The sequence below is a fragment of the Pseudomonas sp. D2002 genome (genome assembly GCF_013385735.1).
In the GTDB taxonomy this organism is placed as follows: Bacteria; Pseudomonadota; Gammaproteobacteria; order Pseudomonadales; family Pseudomonadaceae; genus Aquipseudomonas.
On sequence record NZ_JACAPL010000010.1, the window covers coordinates 219183 to 238476 of the forward strand.

Sequence of the window (19294 nt, forward strand, 5' to 3'; positions counted from 1 at the left end):
GGCCAGCGCTGCTGCTCAAGGGTGCCCAACAGCGCTTTTCACTGGACCTCGTATCACAGTGAAACGTCCGCGGAGGTGATGGGCGCATCAACGTGTGGCAGCGCGATTCAACAGCCCGTTTGAACTCGCCCTCCCTGCGGTGACGATCAAAATACGCACCTTATTGATCGTCACCCTCATGCAGTTCGGGCTGTCTTACCAGGCCTACTGGGCTGCCTTCGGTTGAATAGGCTGCTGGGGCGGTGTCGGGCCCGACGCGTTTTCCTGAAACTCTCCTACCGTCTCAGCATGACCATTACCATCCTTTACAGAAGTACCAGTGTCATAACGAAGATCACGCAACTCTTTCACTTTAATGGGCTTGAAGCCCGGCAACTGAGGGCCGCAGTGTTCCAGCGTCTGGTGATCAAAGGCGTACCAGTTGTTACCTTGTTTCACGGCAACGACGGGAACCTTGGGACCGCTTTCACCCAGCGGCTGATAAGTGCCTTCGGCGATGGTCTGTTTGTAACCTCCGTGTGGGATGTCCCAACTACGCCCAGGGATGCGAAGTTTGCTCGAAAGCGAGGACAAGTTGACAGGCGGCGCCGCATTCAAAGCGGTCTTGCACACTTTGAATAAACCACTCCCGGAGTCATAAAACGCCCCTATCGGGTTAGCAGCCTTAACCCCTGACTTGACCGCCCCTTTGAAAAAAGCAATGGCTGAACTTACCCCTTTGGCGCCGACTTTAACACCCTGGAAGCCGCCCTTAGCACCCGGTATAAACAAGCCGACAAAGTCAAAAACCCCGCTGACAACCGCCTCATGCTTATTGCCTTCGATTATATTTTTTATAAGGTCGTGGAAAGGAAGGAGGCTCAACATGAAGTTTTTGAACATCTTCGTTCGAGCCCTTCTTTTTTCGGAGTCGCTCATACCGTTAGCCGCGTCTTTAAGCTCATCGACCGCTTTTTTATAAAGTTCACTTACCTGCCCGGCCAAAACGCCGATCCTTGGCGATGGCGTATTCCTCGGTTTAAGAATATGCGGCGGTGGCAGTTCTTCAGCACCGCCGTACTTCCAAATAGGTTTTAAGTTGTAACGTTTCCCCCCAACACTCAAACTGAAGAAAGGTGCGGTGCGACTGGAATTCACACTCCACCCCTCAGGGACGCCAGGCAGAGGGTCACCATTCTTGATAATCTTGCCTAACTGTGGTGAGTAAATATACTCAACCTTTTTACCCTCCAATACCGTAGTGATGAGAAACGCACCACTTCCGAACATCTGAAATAACGCATTACTCTCACTGTCTTTAGGAAAATTAGAACCCGCCGGCTGGCTCAAATGTCTCATTTCCATTTTGCCAAAATCAAATCTCTTCAGATCTTCATCCGGGAGCTGCGACACTTGATACGCGAACATCTCACCTGCCGCCTTGCTGAAGCTGTCGGCATACTCATCAAATTTCTCAACAAACTCTTTCTTGATATCAGGCAGCTTCTTAATGCCTGCGTGTAAAACGGCAGTCGTAAAGGTTGAATCCGTAGAACTCCAACTGGCCGTGAGTTCACCCGACATAAAAAGATTCAACAAGGAGTCTTTTTTCAGATTCAGCCCCATGGGGCGGGTGAGTATTTTTTTCTCAAACAGGTGTGCGTTTTCTTCGCCGTATATCTGCGTTAATGCCGCCAGCGCCAAATCCCGGCGAGTCGGCAGTGGCGCTAAAACACCTTTCAGCGCAGTCGCCATACGGTTGGCTTCCTCTTCCAGGGCAGCCGTTACACTGGCGATGGTTTCAGCGCTATAGCCTTCACTGTTTTCCTTAATGATGCCTTTGGCCAGACCCCAGTCGACCACTGCCTGCAGAGCAGCAGCTTTCGTCTGAGACTCCTGTTCCAGGGTAACGGGCTCCAGATCCGCTTGTTCCCTGATCTGAACATAGCTCTGGCCCGCCGACGATCCGGGGGTGCTCTGTTCGCGGCGAAATACTTCAGCGCTGAACATGACCCATTGCGGGGAGCCGAACGTTACCGACTCCGGCACATCCGTGACCAAAAACTCCGGAGCCGACATCGCCAGCAATTGGTAGGCGGCTACTTTCGCCATCTCGGGGCCGACGATGCCTGCCATATGGGTTTCAAAACGCTTGACGATCTCGGCTGGCGTACGCCCCACATTGTCTGGTTGGCGCAAGTTATAGCCGGCCAAATTATCGCGTTCCAACCCCGCTGCTGACTTGTCGGCTTCCAACCCCAATGCCGTGAGCAGTGCTTCCTGGCCACTGGTCGCGGTAGGCAATGCGCCAATCGCTTCCTGCAGTTGTTTACCTAATGCACGGGCTTGAGGGGTGTCGATCAAGGCTTTGAGAAACGCCTCTGGATGGGTGTCGGCCAGGGCCCTCGAAGACTCTGGAACCGCACGCTTGAGGTACTCGAAAAGACTGGGAGCCTTACCCTCTGCGTCCAACGGAACCTGAGTTTGAAGCGCCTTCCAGGCACTGACGGTTTCGATTATCTTTTTCTGAGCATCCTCGCCCAGCGGCACACTTTTAGTCAGCAACCCACCATAATTGCCTTCACGTGGCGCACTTAACGGCGGTGCGAACAATACGCGCTCCAAGTTAGCAAGTGCCTCCAGTGTGGTTGGAACTTGCAAACCGTAGGCGGCCATCAATTGCTTGAGGTTCATCGTGATCGGCTGCGGCTGGTCTTCACGCCAAAAGGCGGAGTGCGGTGCGATCTCTACGACGATGGATTCCAGGTCCGGCTTCGCGCCGGGCGCTTCAATCTGTTTTTTCAAAGCGGCGAGCAGGTTATGCTGGGTTTCGGCTTCGCCTGTCTTGTTTAAAATAGTCGCAGGCACGTGATCATCAGCCATTGAGTTCGGCTTTGGGTCATCAATAAATTGACGAACAAGATTCGAATCGACCGTGTAATTGCTGTGCCCTAACTCTTCGAGTTTAAAAACATCGCCACGCCTAAAGGTGCTATCAGGCGCCAACTTTTTAGCGATGATCATCAAGTTTTCAAACAGCGCTTTACCGCCCGGAATAGCGTCAAGTTCAGGCGAGTCTCTATTTATTTTTCTATGCCCCCCGTCAAACCAGATCTCACCTTTATTGTGATCAATGTGAGTAAACGCACCACGCCCACCCTCCAGTTGCGTGAACGCAGAAGAGTTGGTCGCAAACCTCAGCGCTTCAAGCCATCCTCCCAAGGTCGACTCCGGTGGAACCGGCAGGCGCGATCCGGCTGAATGCTGCTTCAAAGTATCTTTGAGACGCGCATCCGCCGCCGCTCGTGAAGTTTCAGTGCTACCCGCCGAGGTGTTCTCATGCGTCGTGGACGGGGCACTGCTCGCGCCAGGGTTGAACTGAGGGGCATCATTCTTTGGCGAGCCAAGGGGCGCAATATTTATATTATGCACAGTCATAAGTAATCTCTTTCACGGTTTTGATGAACGGCTCACAAACGCACCTGAATCAACCGCGCGATTCGCGAACACATTGTATAAAGCCGGCCAAGTTTAACGCCCACTTAATGAGCGCCAACTTTCAGAGTCAACCGTTCGAACAGCCCCGAACTAACGAGCTGTTTTAAATCCCTATAACATGAGCGCAGACCAACTGATCAGCAAAGCTAACCTGCCAGTACTTGACATTGAACAGAGGCTCTCTCGGCCCTCAGTTATTAAGTGGCCCTCACCACCCAAACAGTTCCAAAACAACTAAGACAGGCAGCGGTTATATCGATTAAATATAACTAACAACCCAATAAATCTACCCTATGAACTAACACCCGCACGTGCGCCTATTCCTCTTTACCCCCCTAATCATTGCGCTTGGACACCACCACGCCATGTTTGCGCAATTTGCGGTAGAGCGTATTACGGCTGACGGCCAGTTGCTCAGCGGTACGGGTTATATGCCAACGTTGCTGTTCAAGCGCAGTCAATAGGGTTTTTCGCTCCGCCTCATCCAGCAGCGACGTGTTCAAAGGCGCAACGCTTGGGGTGCGCACGTTCACTGGTAAATCGGCCTCCACAACACGGCCGTTCTCCGCCAACGCCACTAGCGTGCGCAACACCATGCGTAATTGCCGCACATTGCCAGGCCAGGCGTAAGCCAGCAGCGCCTCTCGTGTCGCCCTGTCTACTGTGACCGCCTGCCCTGCCGACTCCTGGTCGAGAATGAAATCCAGCAATTGAGCCTTGTCAGTGCGTTCACGCAGTGCCGGCAGCGCGACCTCCAAACCATTGAGCCGGTAATACAAGTCTTCCCGAAAACTGCCGGCCTGGACTCGCTCACTCAAATCACGGTGGGTAGCACTGATGATGCGCACGTCCACCGCCTGCGCAGCCCCGCCGATAGGCACCACCATGCGATCTTCCAACACCCTCAAAAGGCGGGTTTGCAAAGCGAAGGGCATATCGCCGATCTCGTCGAGAAACAATGTTCCGCCATCGGCCTCTTGCAGCTTGCCGCGCATGCCTTCTTTAAGCGCCCCGGTAAAACTGCCGCCGCGGTAGCCGAACAACTCGCTCTCAATCAGGTTCTCCGGGATGGCGGCGCAGTTGATGGCGACGAAAGGCTTGCGGGCGCGCAGGCTGGCGTGGTGCACAGCCTTGGCAAAGGCCTCTTTGCCGCAACCGGTTTCGCCGCGGATCAGCAACGGCACGTCGCGCTCGAACACCTTCAGCGCCTTGCGAAAATCATTCTGCAGGGCCGGATCACCCAAGCAGATGCCGGGTAACCGTGGCGCCTCGGGCTTGGCCAGTGGCAACGGCACACTGCGCGGCTGCCCACGCAATGCAGCGAACAAACGCCGGCCATCACGGGTTCGCAGCGGCCAACTGGCCGTGGCATTGGCGCAGGCGCGGCCGAGCAGTTCGTCGAGGGAACAGTCGAACAGCGCCTCCACCGGCTGCCCCAGCAAACCACCGCGCACCTGGCCGAGCAGATTCAGCGCGCTCTGATTGACCGCGCAGACGCGCCCTTCGCCATCAAACGCCAGCAACCCTTCACTGAACAGCCCCACGGACTCCGCCTGCAGGTGAAAACGCAGCAGCCAGTGGTTTTCAAAGTGGCGCAGGAAGTAACAGCTCTCGATCATCTTCGCCGACAGATTCACCAGCGCCATGGTGTGGAACTGGCTCTGGCGCGACACCGCCTCACGCGCCGAGGACACGTCCAGCACCGCCAATAGTTCGCCATGAGGGTCAAACACCGGGCTCGCCGAACAGGTCAAGCCGGTGTGGCGGCCACGAAAGTGCTCATCGCGGTGAATCGTCAGCGATTGGCGCTCCACCAGGCAGGTGCCGATGCCATTGGTGCCTTCGCACGCCTCGCTCCAGTCGGCGCCGAGCCACAGGCCGGCGCGCTCGAAAATCTTGCGCTCCGACGGTGCGGTGACGCAGTTGAGGATGACCCCGCGCGCGTCGGTGAGCAGTACCGCATGGCCGGCACCGGAAAGCTGTTGGTGCAGGCTGTTCATCTCGGTGCCGGCAATGTGCAGCACCTGTTGCAGACGCTCGCGGCTTTCCAGCAAGCGGCCGTGTTCGAGCACGGTGGGGGCGATGCTCAGCGCGGGGTCGAGGTGGTAGTCCTCGATGCACCGCAGCCAGGAGCGCGCGATGGACGGGTCGCTGGCGGGGCCGTGCGCAAGGTCTTGCCCGCGCGTAACGGTAAGGACTTGCTGGGCATGGCGACTGAAATGATCGTTTTGCATGTTCTTATTATTCTCTCTGCGGGAGAACAGTCAGCATCCCCTAGCCTCCCGACCATTGCAATCCCGGGCAGGCCCACCCGTCACAGGCTGTACCGTTTATGGCACAAACTGTCACCCGGCCTGTACCAACCCTGTCACAGCAACGCCTTGCGACAAACCCTATCCCCTTGATTTACCTGGCCTGCACAGCAGTGGCCCGACCTTTGCTCTACGCTTTATCAAGCGCAAGACCGCTGTACTCCAATAAACATAAAAGCAGGAGATAACCACCATGCGTTACGCACATCCCGGTACTGACGGCGCGATCGTTTCGTTCAAGGCCAAGTACGGTAACTACATCGGCGGCGAATTCGTTGCGCCGGTGGATGGCAACTACTTCACCAACACCTCGCCGGTCAACGGCAAGCCCATCGCCGAATTCCCGCGCTCCACGGCCAAAGACATCGACAAAGCCCTCGACGCTGCCCATGCCGCCGCTGATGCCTGGGGTAAAACCTCAGCCCAGGACCGCTCGCTGGTGCTGCTGAAAATCGCCGACCGCATCGAACAGAACCTCGAACTGCTGGCCATCACCGAAACCTGGGACAACGGCAAGGCCGTGCGTGAAACCCTCAACGCCGACATCCCGCTGGCCGCCGACCATTTCCGCTACTTCGCCGGTTGCATCCGCGCCCAGGAAGGCACCAGCGCCGAAATCAACGAACTCACCGCGTCGTATCACTTCCACGAGCCGCTGGGTGTGGTCGGCCAGATCATCCCGTGGAACTTCCCGCTGCTGATGGCTGCGTGGAAACTCGCCCCGGCCCTGGCGGCCGGTAACTGCGTGGTGCTCAAACCCGCCGAGCAAACCCCGCTGGGCATCAACGTGCTGATGGAGCTGATCGGCGACCTGTTGCCGCCCGGCGTGCTCAACGTGGTGCACGGTTTCGGCAAAGAAGCCGGCGAAGCCCTGGCCACCAGCAAACGCATCGCCAAGATCGCCTTCACCGGTTCCACGCCGGTGGGTTCGCACATCATGCACGCGGCGGCCGAGAACATTATTCCGTCCACCGTTGAGCTGGGCGGCAAGTCGCCGAACATCTTCTTCGCCGACATCATGAAAGCCGAACCGTCGTTTATCGAAAAAGCCGCCGAAGGCCTGGTGCTGGCCTTCTTCAACCAGGGCGAGGTGTGCACCTGCCCATCGCGCGCACTGGTGGAGGAGTCGATCTACGACGACTTCATGAAAGTGGTGATGAAGAAAATCGAGCAGATCAAACGCGGCGACCCGCTGGACACTGACACCATGGTCGGCGCCCAGGCGTCCGAGCAGCAGTTCGACAAGATCCTGTCCTACCTGGAAATCGCCAAAGGCGAAGGCGCGCAACTGCTGACGGGCGGCAAGGTCGAGCAGCTCACCGGCGACATGGCCGGCGGTTATTACATCCAGCCGACCCTGCTCAAGGGCACCAATGAAATGCGCGTGTTCCAGGAAGAAATCTTCGGCCCAGTGGTGAGCATCACCACGTTCAAGGACGAAGCCGAAGCCCTGGCGATTGCCAACGACACCGAGTTCGGCCTGGGCGCCGGCGTGTGGACCCGCGACATCAACCGCGCCTACCGCATGGGCCGCGCGATCAAGGCCGGCCGTGTGTGGACCAACTGCTACCACCTGTACCCGGCGCATGCCGCGTTCGGCGGTTACAAGAAGTCGGGCGTGGGCCGTGAGACGCACAAGATGATGTTGGACCATTACCAGCAGACCAAGAACTTGCTGGTGAGCTACGACATTAATCCGTTGGGTTTTTTCTAACTCTCCCCGATCGTTCCCACGCTCTGCGTGGGAATGCCGCCTGGGACGCTCCGCGTCCCGATGTCTGCACAGGGCTCAAGCCGGGTGCAAGGTGACGCAGAGCGTCACGGAATGCATTCCCACGCAGAGCGTGGGAACGATCGCTCTTGCTAAAAAAAACAATAAGAATGGACGGTACTTTCCCATGCCTAGCGAACCCACTGGCTCTTCCGTCGACTTTGAAAAAGTCGACTCCCAATACTTCCAACAACGCGAACTGAAAAAAGGCGCCGCCGGCTGGGTGCTGTTAGTTGGCCTTGGCGTTGCCTATGTCATCTCCGGCGACTACGCCGGTTGGAACTTTGGCCTGGCCCAAGGCGGCTGGGGCGGCATGTTCCTCGCCACCTTGCTCATGGCCACCATGTACCTGTGCATGTGTTTCTCCCTGGCCGAACTGTCTTCCATGATTCCCACCGCCGGCGGCGGCTACGGCTTTGCCCGCAGCGCCTTTGGCCCCTGGGGCGGGTTCCTTACCGGCACCGCCATCCTGATCGAATACGCCATCGCCCCCGCCGCCATCGCGGTGTTTATCGGCGCTTATTGCGAGTCGCTGTTCGGCATTGGCGGCTGGATGATTTACCTGGCGTTCTACATCATTTTTATCGGCATCCACATCTTCGGCGTCGGTGAAGCCCTGAAGCTGATGTTTGTGATTACCGCCATCGCCGCCATTGCCTTGGGCGTGTTCCTGGTGTCGATGGTGCCGCACTTCAACGTCGCCAACTTGCTGGATATTCCAGTCACCGAGGCCAAGGGCGCGAGCACCTTCCTGCCGTTCGGCTACGTCGGCGTGTGGGCAGCGATTCCCTACGCAATCTGGTTTTTCCTCGCCGTCGAGGGCGTACCGCTGGCCGCCGAAGAAACCAAAAACCCCAAGCGCGACCTGCCCCGTGGCCTGATCGGCGCCATTGTGGTGCTGACCAGTTTTGCCCTGTTGATTCTGGTCATCGCACCGGGCGGCGCGGGCACTTACGCGCTGATCAAATCCGGCAACCCACTGGTTGAAGCACTGGCACTGTCCTATGGCGGTTCGACCTGGATGGGCAGCTTCGTCAACCTCGTGGGCCTGGCCGGGCTGATCGCGAGCTTTTTCTCGATTATCTATGCGTATTCGCGGCAGATCTTTGCGCTGTCTCGCGCCGGTTACCTGCCGCGCAAGCTGTCGCAAACCAACAAAAGCAAAGCGCCCGTGCTGGCCTTGGTGATCCCCGGCATCATCGGTTTCGGCCTGTCGCTGACCGGCCAGGGCGATTTGCTAATCTTGGTGGCGGTGTTCGGCGCGACCATTTCCTACGTGCTGATGATGGCCGCGCACATCACCTTGCGCATCCGCCGCCCCAAAATGGATCGCCCGTACCGCACGCCGGGCGGCATTTTCACTTCCGGCGTCGCCTTGGTGCTGGCCTGCGTGGCCGTGGTGGCGGGCTTTCTGGTCGATCCTCGAGTGGTGATTGGCGCCGCGATCATCTATGGAGTATTAATTGCTTACTTTGCTTTCTACAGCCGGCATCACTTGGTAGCAGGCACGCCCGAAGAAGAATTCGCGGCGATCCAGGCCGCAGAGGCCGCCTTGCACTAACTGCCGTAAACCTCGACGCGGGCGCTCTCTCATTCTGCCCGCGTCGCCAAGGAGACACTGTATGGCAAGCTTTTCCCACGCGGTGGGTGCACAGACCTACCGCTTCGACAGCCTCAAGGACGTGATGGCCAAGGCCAGCCCGGCGCGCTCCGGGGACTTCCTCGCCGGCGTCGCCGCGCAGAACGACGGCGAGCGCGTGGCCGCGCAAATGGCGCTGGCGAACATCCCGTTGAAACACTTCCTCGAAGAAGTGCTGATTCCCTACGAGCGTGACGAAGTTACCCGGCTGATCATCGACACTCACGATAAACAGGCGTTTAGCGTGGTCAGCCACCTGACCGTCGGCGGCCTGCGCGACTGGCTACTCAGCGACGCAGCCGATGAACATTCCCTACGCGCCCTGGCGCCCGGGCTGACACCGGAAATGGCCGCTGCCGTGTCCAAGATCATGCGCGTGCAGGACCTGGTGCTGGTTGCACAAAAGATCCGCGTGGTCACCCAGTTTCGCGGCACCATGGGCCTGCGCGGGCGTCTGTCGACGCGCCTGCAACCCAACCACCCCACCGACGAACCGGCCGGCATTGCCGCGAGCATTCTCGACGGCCTGCTTTACGGCAACGGCGACGCCATGATCGGCATCAACCCGGCCACCGACAGCATCGCGTCGATCTGCGCCATGCTCGAGATGCTCGATGCGATCATCCAGCGCTACGAAATCCCCACCCAGGCTTGTGTGCTCACCCACGTCACCACATCGATCGAAGCCATCAACCGTGGCGTGCCGCTGGACCTGGTGTTTCAGTCGATTGCCGGCACCGAGGCGGCCAACGCCAGTTTCGGCATCAGCCTGAGCGTGCTGCAGGAAGGTTATGACGCGGGCTTGAGCCTGAATCGCGGAACCTTGGGCCAGAACCTGATGTATTTCGAAACCGGCCAGGGCAGCGCCTTGTCGGCCAATGCGCACTTTGGCGTCGACCAGCAAACCTGCGAAACCCGTGCCTACGCCGTGGCGCGGCACTTCAAGCCGTTTTTGGTCAACACCGTTGTAGGCTTTATCGGCCCCGAGTACCTGTACAACGGCAAGCAAATCATCCGCGCCGGCCTCGAAGACCACTTCTGCGGCAAGCTGCTTGGCGTGCCGATGGGCTGCGACATCTGCTACACCAACCACGCCGAAGCCGACCAGGACGACATGGACACCCTGCTGACCCTGCTGGGCGTGGCCGGGATCAATTTCATCATGGGCATCCCCGGCTCCGACGACATCATGCTCAACTACCAGACCACCTCGTTCCACGACGCCTTATACGCCCGCCAAACACTGGGTTTAAAACCGGCGCCGGAGTTTGAACAGTGGCTGGCGAAAATGGGCATCTTCACGCAAGCCGACGGCAAGGTGCACTTCGGCAACAGCCTGCCACCGGCATTTCGCCACGCCTTGAAGCAATTGGGATGAAGGAGCCGCCTGTGCAACTCGACCTGCCTGACAACCCGTGGCTGGAACTGCGCCGCCTCACGCCGGCGCGCATCGCGCTGGGCCGCACCGGCACCAGCATCCCCACCAGCGCGCAGCTGGATTTTCAATTCGCCCACGCCCAAGCGCGTGATGCCGTGCATTTGCCGTTCGACCATGAGGGCCTGAGCAGCCAAATGGCTGAGCGCGGCCGAGACAGCCTGCTGCTGCACAGCGCCGCCGTTGACCGGCATATGTATTTGCAACGCCCGGACCTGGGGCGGCGCTTGAGTGACGAATCGGCGCAGCGCCTGCGCGAGTATGCCGCCGCCAACCCTGGCGGCGTGGACCTCGCCGTGGTGGTGGCCGACGGGCTGTCGGCGCTGGCCGTGCATAAACATACGCTGCCGTTTCTTACACGCATGGAGGAACAGACCCACGCTGAAGGCTGGTCGTTGTCGCCGGTGATCCTGGTGGAACAGGGCCGTGTGGCGGTGGCGGATGAAGTCGGCCAGTTGCTCGGCGCCAAGATGGTGGTGATTTTAATCGGCGAGCGGCCCGGGCTCAGTTCGCCGGACAGCCTGGGGCTGTATTTCACTTACAACCCCAAGGTCGGGCTCACCGACGCCTACCGCAACTGCATCTCCAATGTGCGCCTGGAAGGCCTGAGCTACGGCATGGCCGCGCACCGCCTGCTTTACTTGATGAAAGAAGCGTGTCGTCGGCAGCTGTCGGGGGTCAATCTCAAGGACGAGGCGCAGGTTCAGACCATCGAATCGGATGATCCTGACTTGATGAAAGGCAATTTCCTGCTCAGCCCGCCGGAATGACTGATCGCTGCACGATTGCGCTTTTTTGCGCCATTAGGCAGCATCCGGTCACGGCCGCTTGTGTGGTCATACCCCCTTTGGAAGTTGAGGCCTGGCATGCGGATTACTCAAGCGACCCTTGAACACCTGGACCTGTTGACGCCGCTGTTCGTCAAATACCGTGAGTTTTATGGGGCGCTGCCGTTCCCGGACTCGTCGCGGGCCTTTCTGGAAAAACGCCTGCGCCGCAAGGAGTCGGTGATTTACCTGGCCCTGGCCGATGATGACGACAAGCGCTTGCTGGGGTTTTGCCAGCTGTACCCGAGCTATTCGTCGCTGTCGCTTAAGCGTGTGTGGATCCTCAATGACATCTACGTCGCAGAAGATGCGCGCCGGCAATTGGTGGCGGACAACCTGATGCGCACGGCGAAGAAGATGGCCAAGGAGACGCATGCGGTGCGGCTGCGGGTGTCGACCAGCAGCGACAATGAAGTGGCGCAGAAGACCTATGAGTCGATTGGGTTTCGCGAAGATACGGAGTTCAAGAACTACGTGTTGCCGATCAGTGAGGATTGACCCAATAAGCCCAAACACCGCAGATCCCCTGTGGGAGCGGGCTTGCTCGCGAAAGCGGTAGTCCAGTCGAATCTTTGTTGACTGATACGCCGCTTTCGCGAGCAAGCCCGCTCCCACATTAGGGTCTGAGTCACCTTTAGATCGTGCACATCGTTGATAACCACGACATCCCCCGCTACAAAACCAACACGCTTTTCACCTCCCAATACGTATAATGCGGACCTTTCAGGGTTGTAAGAAATACGGCATGCCTTTGTAGCCTTACTTACCCGAGCTTCCGCACAGGCCTGCTGAGCCGGGCCATTCACACAGGTGCCACCCATGGATTTCAACCCGCTCGACCTTATCCTGCATCTCGACGTCTACCTCGACATGCTGGTGAGAAACTACGGAGTGTGGATCTACGCCATTCTGTTCCTGGTTATCTTTTGCGAAACCGGTTTGGTGGTCATGCCATTCCTGCCTGGCGATTCCTTGCTGTTTATCGCCGGCGCCATCGCCGCAGGCGGCGGCATGGACCCAATCCTCTTGGGCGGCTTGCTGATGCTGGCAGCGATCCTCGGTGACAGCACCAACTATGTCATCGGGCGAACAGTGGGAGAACGCTTGTTCAGCAACCCGAACTCGAAAATCTTCCGCCGCGATTACCTGCAAAAAACCCACGACTTCTACGACAAGCACGGTGGCAAAACCGTGACCCTGGCGCGCTTCCTGCCGATCCTGCGCACCTTCGCGCCGTTCGTGGCCGGCATCGCCAAAATGCCCTACCCGCGCTTTTTCGGGTTCAGTGTGTTCGGCACCATCCTCTGGGTTGGCGGCCTGGTGACCCTGGGTTACTTCTTCGGCAACGTGCCGTTTATCAAGAAGAACCTGTCGCTGCTGGTGGTATTTATCATCCTGCTGTCGCTGGTGCCGATGATCATCGGTGTGTTCCGCAGCCGCTTCGGTCGCAGTTCTTCCGAAGCCAAGCCGCAGTAACCGGCGATGTGGTCCCTCAGCGCCTGGCGTCGCCGGCGCCTGCTGGCCAAGCACCCGATTGCAGATGACACGTGGCAGCGGGTGCGCCAGCATCTTAGCTTCCTCGACGGCATTACGGCCGAGCAAGACCAGTGGCTACGTGAAGCCTGCGTCGTGTTCCTCGCCGAAAAACACCTCACCGCCCTGCCCGGTGTCGAGCTGCACCAGGAGCAACGCCTGCTGCTCGCCGCCCAGGCGCAGTTGCCACTGATGAACCTCGGCGACCTCGACTGGTATCAGGGTTTCCACGAAATCGTGCTGTACCCCGACGACTTCATCAGCCCCCAGCGCCATCGCGATGCCAGCGGCGTCGAGCACGAGTGGGACGGCGAACACAGCGGCGAAGCCTGGCAACAAGGCCCGGTGATCCTCGCCTGGCCCGGCGTGCTGGCCAGCGGCAACTGGGAAGGCTACAACCTGGTCATCCACGAACTGGCGCACAAGCTGGACATGCTCAACGGCGATGCCAACGGCCTGCCGCCGCTGCACCACGACATGCGCGTGCAGGAATGGGCCAGCGTGATGCAAAGCGCGTTTGATGACCTCAACCACCAGTTGGACGCCAAACCGGACGTCGACACCGAAATAGACCCCTATGCCGCCGAAAACCCGGCGGAGTTTTTTGCCGTCACCAGCGAATACTTTTTCAGTGCCCCGGATTTACTGGTCAACAGTTATCCACAGGTGTACGCACAACTGAGCCGCTTTTATCGCCAGGACCCGCTTGCCCGCCTGCACCAACTGCAAGCCGGCGACGCGCGCTACCAGACGGAACGCCAAGCGCCGTACGACGTCTGACGCATGGCATCGGCGTCAGAATATGCCTATAATCGCCGCCACTTTTAGGCCAATCCGGCCATGTTTCATGGCCAACTACGGGGGCATCGCCCAATGAGCTACAGCAAGATTCCGGCTGGCAAAGACCTGCCGAACGACATCTACGTCGCCATCGAAATTCCGGCCAACCACGCGCCGATCAAGTACGAAATCGACAAAGACAGCGACTGCCTGTTCGTTGACCGTTTCATGGCCACCCCGATGTTCTACCCGGCCAACTACGGTTTCATCCCGAACACTCTGGCTGACGACGGTGACCCCCTCGACGTGCTGGTTGTAACCCCTTACCCGGTTACCCCAGGCTCGGTTATCCGCGCGCGCCCAGTCGGCATCCTGAACATGACCGACGACGGCGGCGGCGATGCCAAAGTCATCGCGGTGCCACACGACAAGCTGTCCCAGCTGTACGTGGACGTGAAGGAATACACCGACCTGCCGCCACTGCTGCTGGAACAGATCAAGCACTTCTTCGAGAACTACAAAGACCTCGAAAAAGGCAAATGGGTGAAGATCGACGGTTGGGGCAACGCAGACGCCGCCCGCGCCGAGATCCTGAAGTCGGTAGCTGCCTACAAAGGCTGATACCCGCTCCTCATTGCCCCGGCAATCAAAAAAGCCCCGACGATTCGGGGCTTTTTTTGTGGGAAAAATTAAACCCAGAGTTCAATGTTTAATGCGCAGCGTTTAATAAAGTTAAAATATTGAAATATCGGCCTACAACTAAGCAAATCCCTACACGCGACATTCAACGCATAGTTTATTTGATGTATTTTTCCGGCCAGTAAACTCTGCGTTTATGAATACATCAGGTGATCGACTAAAAGCGTTATTACGGGAAGTTCATCTTTCCGCCTCCGACTTCGCCAAGAACCGCGGTGTCACGCCTCAACACGTGAACAACTGGTTCAAACGCGGCGTGCCCATGGGCCGACTCAACGAGATCGCAGAACTGCTCTGCGTCTCCAGCCGTTGGCTGCGCACCGGCGAAGGCCTCAAACACCCACCGGCCAACTTCCTGCTGGAAGGCCCGGACACCGCCAAAGGACTGCGCACCCGCGAAGAAAGCGGCAAATACCTCACAGGCCCCGCCTGCCTCCCGGAAAAAATCGACGTGGAGATCGCCCTCCACCCCACCTTCACCTCCAACGAACGCATCCGCGTCACCCTGCACACCCTCGAAGCCCTCAACGTCAACCCCGACCGCGCCATAGGCGCCTACATGGTCGACAACAGCATGATCGACATCATCCAACAAGGCGCCACCCTCGCCATCGACCGTGGCCGCAGCCAAATCACCGACGGCGAAATCTACGCCGTCGAACACGACGGCATGCTACGCATCAAATACCTCTACAACCGCCCCGGCGGCGGCCTGCGCATGCGCAGCCACAACGCCAGCGAACACCCCGACGAATACCTCACCTACGAGCAACGCTTCGAACAGAACTTCCAGATCGTGGGCTGGGTGTTCTGGTGGTCCACCCTCAACAACCGCCGCCCCGTACCCCTGGACGAACACCTGCTCGGCTGGGAAGGCTCTAAATCGGACCCGGAGGTAGGCATTTGAGGTGAATGTGGGTATCATCCGCCGCACATTTGGCAGGGGGTGGCTTAAAGCTATTCACCCTGCTCGGCGATGCGGAGGAGTTCCCGCAGATGCCCCTACTATTCAGCCCGACGTGATGTGGGCTGAGCGATTTGAAGGCTGGTGAGGTTTGTCAAAAACAAGCTGAAGCAGTCCCCGAGAAGCCGGCCACAAGCCGGCTTTTTAATGCCTTTTTGAAAGCTATTCTCATCTACCAAAATCCGCGAGAGCCTTGCTAGATCATGGGTTTCAGCCTATTTTTGTTCCTGTGACTTCCGTTTTGATCCGAGGCGTTCCACGCGTAAGTGGGGGAACAAGTGGGGGAACAGAGGGCGAAAAAATGGGCAAACTGACCGCCAATCAAATCAAAAATTTGGTTGAGGCTGGGACGTATGAAGACGGTGAAGGGCTTCGTCTTTTGGTGAAACCCTCAGGACGAAAAACCTGGGTACTCCGCTTTCAATTGAACGGCAAACGCAGGGAAATGGGTCTGGGGAGCTACCCTCAGCTCGACCTGAAAAAAGCCCGCGCAGCCGCCTATGAAAATAAAGTCCAGATCCTCCACGGCACTGATCCACTCGCGAAACGACAGGCTGAACAAGCCGCTCAGCGGGAGGCAGAGCGCCGAGAACTGGCACATCTGATTACCTTCGAGAAATTGGCCACCGACTATCGAGATGCCCACGGCTCGAGCTGGTCGGAGAAATGGCGCAAGGGCTGGCTGAGGAAACTCGAACTCTATGCATTCCCTACGGTAGGGAAGCTTTCAGCGGACCAGATCGAGACCAAGCATCTGATCAAAGCCTTGCAGCCAATATGGTAAACTAAAACGCGGACGGCTGACGAAGTACGTGGGCAAATCGAACAGATCCTGGATGCCGCCAGAGCCCGAGGTCTCAGAACCGGAGAGAACCCGGCACGCTGGCGCGGCCATCTCGAAAACCTGCTCAGCCGGCATGAGAAGAAGAAAGCTCGCAAACGCCAACATCATCCTGCATTGAAATGGCAGGACCTGCCGAAGCTCATGGAAGCCTTACGCAAGGATACCAGCCACGTTTCTGTCGCAGCTCAGTTACTGATCCTAACCGGGGCTCGCTCGCATATGGTCCGATTCGCACGCTGGGATGAATTTGACTTGAAGTTGGGTCGGTGGTCTCTGCCTGTTGAGCGCATGAAAACACGACAAGCGTTCGCGATTCCCCTGGCCCCAGAGGTGCTTTCACTTCTGAAGGGCCTTCCGAAAATCAATATCAGAAGTCCATACGTTTTCCCCGGCCACGGCCGAAGCGGCGTGATGCACGCTAATGGCATTCGCAATCTGCTACATACACTGGGTTATGAGCACATCACTCGTCACGGCTTCCGCTCGACCTTCCGGGACTGGGCAGGTGAAAAGACTCCTTTCCCGAGAGATATCTGCGAGCTCGCACTGGCCCATGACGAGCGCGGGGAAACGGAAAGCGCATACTCTCGATCAGACTTTTTTGATAAGCGACGGGAGCTGATGAACGCGTGGGCCATCTACGCTACATCCACACCTGAACGCGCTGATAAGGTTCAACGCGAAACCTCTGAAGATTGATGAGGCCGCAACCACGCGACTAACGTCGGTGTAAGGCCACAAGGTCTCTGGTTATCGACTTTCAAGCCGGGTCCATCCAAACAGGGCTGCAAAGCCGCCCTGCTTGGATGGACCTCATTTAAAAAATCTAAAGCCCACGCAACTATCTGTGGAAAACCACGGATCTCCACCAGCGGATAATTTCATCACAGCCGCAGAACTCCCAAAAATTCGAGCCTTGACCCGAATTACCCACAGGGGTAAAAAAGATCGGGCAAAGCGCTGTCGTCGACAGCAACCCAGGTAGCCAGAACCTTTAAGGCTACGCCACACGGTGGTGGTTCTCCCAAAGTGCGATTAGCGTCCGGCGGCTCGCACGGTCACAGCGATGTGATGGATGCCTACTTTTACCAGTGTGCCCACTGCGGCAACTCATTCCCTTTCATAGCTGCCTTGCAGCAACCTATCCGCTTGGCCATTTCCTTGCGCCAACCTGCGCCCGTCTCTTTCTTCAGGAAAGAGACGGGCGCACCTACCGCTGCTGCAGCCCAACTCGTACAAGGCTTTGCGGCATTCCCCCTCGTGACAATCGGCGTGACAAACACCGAAGTCACCAGCAACAGCGATGCAGATGATGGTGCCAGCTCACGGAATGGACTGCACCTGACTGACGGTCAGGCATGCCCCGGTCATCGCTTCACTGCCTTCACCTGACTCAGGATCTCGCGGCGCTGTTCTCGTCAGCCAGTGCAGCCTCCACCCGCCCACGTCCGCGGAAGTGCTCAGGAGGCCAGATCATGAGATGCCCAAGCTCCCGGTCGTAAAGAGCCGCCAGTCCCGCGTTAGTGGACAACCCTCACAGGTCGCAGGGGCCTTGATCCCTGATAACACTCAACATTCTTGGCGGGATGACGTGAGGAAAGGCTTCAACGGTTTGGTTTTGCGAGCAGTTCGATCATGGCACTGATAGGTAAACGGGATGGGCGCAACTTTGGCTACGGCCGGCAATTGAGTTATTCCGGCCACAAGCGTTGCGGGACATGTTTGGCGGCGGCCATTACGGCACGGTCAAAGCGCACAGTGATCGTCGGCAGGCGTTTGTGCGCTGGTGTCGGTTACTACGCGAAGCCAAACACTTAGGCATCATCAACCATCCAAGACGGCACCAAAGGCGGCCGCTCAGGGGCTTCAGCGCCGCGATGGGTCGTGGCAAATGAAGAGGTGAAGGGGCGCTGATGTTTGCTCGTAATGCGTCGCCGACCGGCAGCCGCAACTTGCTGGCCCGAGACGAAAGTTACGCTGCGGTCCTGCAACAGACCGTGCTCCCCGCCCGAGGAATACTGCGTGACCAAGGACTGAAAGGCTTTCATAAACTGTGGGCGGCCTACGCCTGCGAGCGTTACGAGCAGCTGACTGGTCACACCGCCACAGCACGAATACTTAACATTACACTAAAAATTATTTAGTCATCCCAAGGACAGCCTTAACACTATCTATTCGCTTCTTTGGAAATATCCAGCCCTTTAACGAACCATTCCATTTACCACCAAGCTCGACAAACTTATCCTTATAAGAGGTTGTATTTCCTTTTACCAAAATTGCTTTTTCACTGTAATCTATAATTACTGGAGCAACGGTGAAATCGCCGACCGAAGTCGGTGTTACCTTAGGTAACTCGACAACATGTGAACCTGCATTAGTACGCGGTGGTGGAATATCGCTCTCCTCAAATTGCCCAATAATGAGAGACAAGTGATCTTTAATTTTCGCATTAAGCTCATCAACAGATGCATAATCACCAATTAGTCCGTTTCTCATACACTCCTCTTTGAACTCGCAAAGCTCTTCGAACTGCTTTGCATTTTTTTTGTATTCATTCGGATTCATAGGCTTGTTTGAAAAATAAACAATGACAGGCTTACCCATTTGCATAAAAGTCTGAATTTCTTCGACCGTACCACTCCTGGCCTCTCCAGTCGGGCTACCTAGCCTTAAGCCAAATATCGCGATAAGAATATCTGACCCTATGACTATTTGTTTATTTATAAGCTCCTGAGGACGCCCCCCCATAATTGGAACAGTATCCGTCTCCCATTTAGTAGGTAAAAACACTGTTTTCTTATCAAATGAGTTTTTAACATTCCACTCATTTAGTGCCAATGGAATGGCTTTACGCTCTTCAGCAACATCGGATGGAGAACCAATCAACACTCTATAAACTTTTGCGGGAAATGACATTTCTAACTCCAAAGCCAAATTGAAAATTTTATTCTCTAAGAAACTTTTCATCAGCAAAACAACCACTTCACTGAAGCCCCTCTTACTGCGCAACTCT

The 19294-nt window shown here is 57.2% G+C and carries 12 protein-coding genes and 2 pseudogenes; 11 read left to right on the top strand and 3 right to left on the bottom strand.

Translation table 11 applies throughout. From position 1 onward, the window contains the following. Positions 1-204: 204 nt before the first annotated feature. On the bottom strand, positions 205-3417 hold the full coding sequence (locus HX783_RS20665; protein ID WP_177018066.1) for a hypothetical protein: 3213 nt from the start codon (positions 3415-3417) through the stop codon (positions 205-207). 395 nt (positions 3418-3812) lie between these two features. Further along, the gene (locus HX783_RS20670; RefSeq protein WP_177018067.1) at positions 3813-5711 is read right to left on the bottom strand and encodes a sigma-54-dependent Fis family transcriptional regulator; all 1899 of its coding nucleotides are present in this window, start codon (positions 5709-5711) and stop codon (positions 3813-3815) included. Positions 5712-5982: 271 nt separating this feature from the next. On the opposite strand from HX783_RS20670, the gene HX783_RS20675 reads away from it, so the two are divergent. The 11 genes and pseudogenes from HX783_RS20675 to HX783_RS20725 all read left to right on the top strand — a co-directional run. Further along, positions 5983-7503, top strand: a complete 1521-nt coding sequence (locus HX783_RS20675) for an aldehyde dehydrogenase family protein (protein WP_159960184.1) — start codon at positions 5983-5985, stop codon at positions 7501-7503. 184 nt (positions 7504-7687) lie between these two features. Continuing rightward, positions 7688-9121: an ethanolamine permease gene (gene eat, locus HX783_RS20680; protein ID WP_099603282.1), complete on the top strand. Its 1434-nt coding sequence runs from the start codon at positions 7688-7690 to the stop codon at positions 9119-9121. Positions 9122-9182: 61 nt separating this feature from the next. Then, positions 9183-10577, top strand: coding sequence for an ethanolamine ammonia-lyase subunit EutB (locus HX783_RS20685; RefSeq protein ID WP_159960188.1), 1395 nt, complete (start codon positions 9183-9185; stop codon positions 10575-10577). Continuing rightward, positions 10574-11404, top strand: a complete 831-nt coding sequence (gene eutC, locus HX783_RS20690) for an ethanolamine ammonia-lyase subunit EutC (protein WP_177018068.1) — start codon at positions 10574-10576, stop codon at positions 11402-11404. Before HX783_RS20685 ends, eutC begins: the two co-directional genes overlap by 4 nt. A 96-nt stretch (positions 11405-11500) precedes the next feature. Beyond that, the gene (locus tag HX783_RS20695) at positions 11501-11959 is read left to right on the top strand and encodes an N-acetyltransferase (RefSeq protein WP_159960199.1); all 459 of its coding nucleotides are present in this window, start codon (positions 11501-11503) and stop codon (positions 11957-11959) included. Between the two features lie 321 nt (positions 11960-12280). Then, entirely contained in the window at positions 12281-12937 is a 657-nt protein-coding gene (locus HX783_RS20700; RefSeq protein ID WP_159960201.1) for a DedA family protein, read from the top strand. 6 nt (positions 12938-12943) lie between these two features. Further along, entirely contained in the window at positions 12944-13774 is an 831-nt protein-coding gene (locus HX783_RS20705; protein WP_177018069.1) for a zinc-dependent peptidase, read from the top strand. Positions 13775-13867: 93 nt separating this feature from the next. Further along, positions 13868-14395: an inorganic diphosphatase gene (ppa, locus tag HX783_RS20710; RefSeq protein WP_003219382.1), complete on the top strand. Its 528-nt coding sequence runs from the start codon at positions 13868-13870 to the stop codon at positions 14393-14395. Positions 14396-14609: 214 nt separating this feature from the next. Then, positions 14610-15380 (top strand): helix-turn-helix transcriptional regulator, encoded by a 771-nt coding sequence (locus tag HX783_RS20715; RefSeq protein WP_177018070.1) that lies wholly within the window; start codon positions 14610-14612, stop codon positions 15378-15380. A 358-nt stretch (positions 15381-15738) separates the two neighbouring features. Further along, a pseudogene (locus tag HX783_RS20720) lies at positions 15739-16980 on the top strand (tyrosine-type recombinase/integrase). A 936-nt stretch (positions 16981-17916) separates the two neighbouring features. After that, a pseudogene (locus tag HX783_RS20725) lies at positions 17917-18386 on the top strand (hypothetical protein); the annotation flags it as partial. 31 nt (positions 18387-18417) lie between these two features. On the opposite strand, the gene HX783_RS20730 reads toward HX783_RS20725, so the two are convergent. Further along, positions 18418-19248, bottom strand: a complete 831-nt coding sequence (locus tag HX783_RS20730) for a hypothetical protein (RefSeq protein ID WP_170044006.1) — start codon at positions 19246-19248, stop codon at positions 18418-18420. Positions 19249-19294 lie beyond the last annotated feature (46 nt).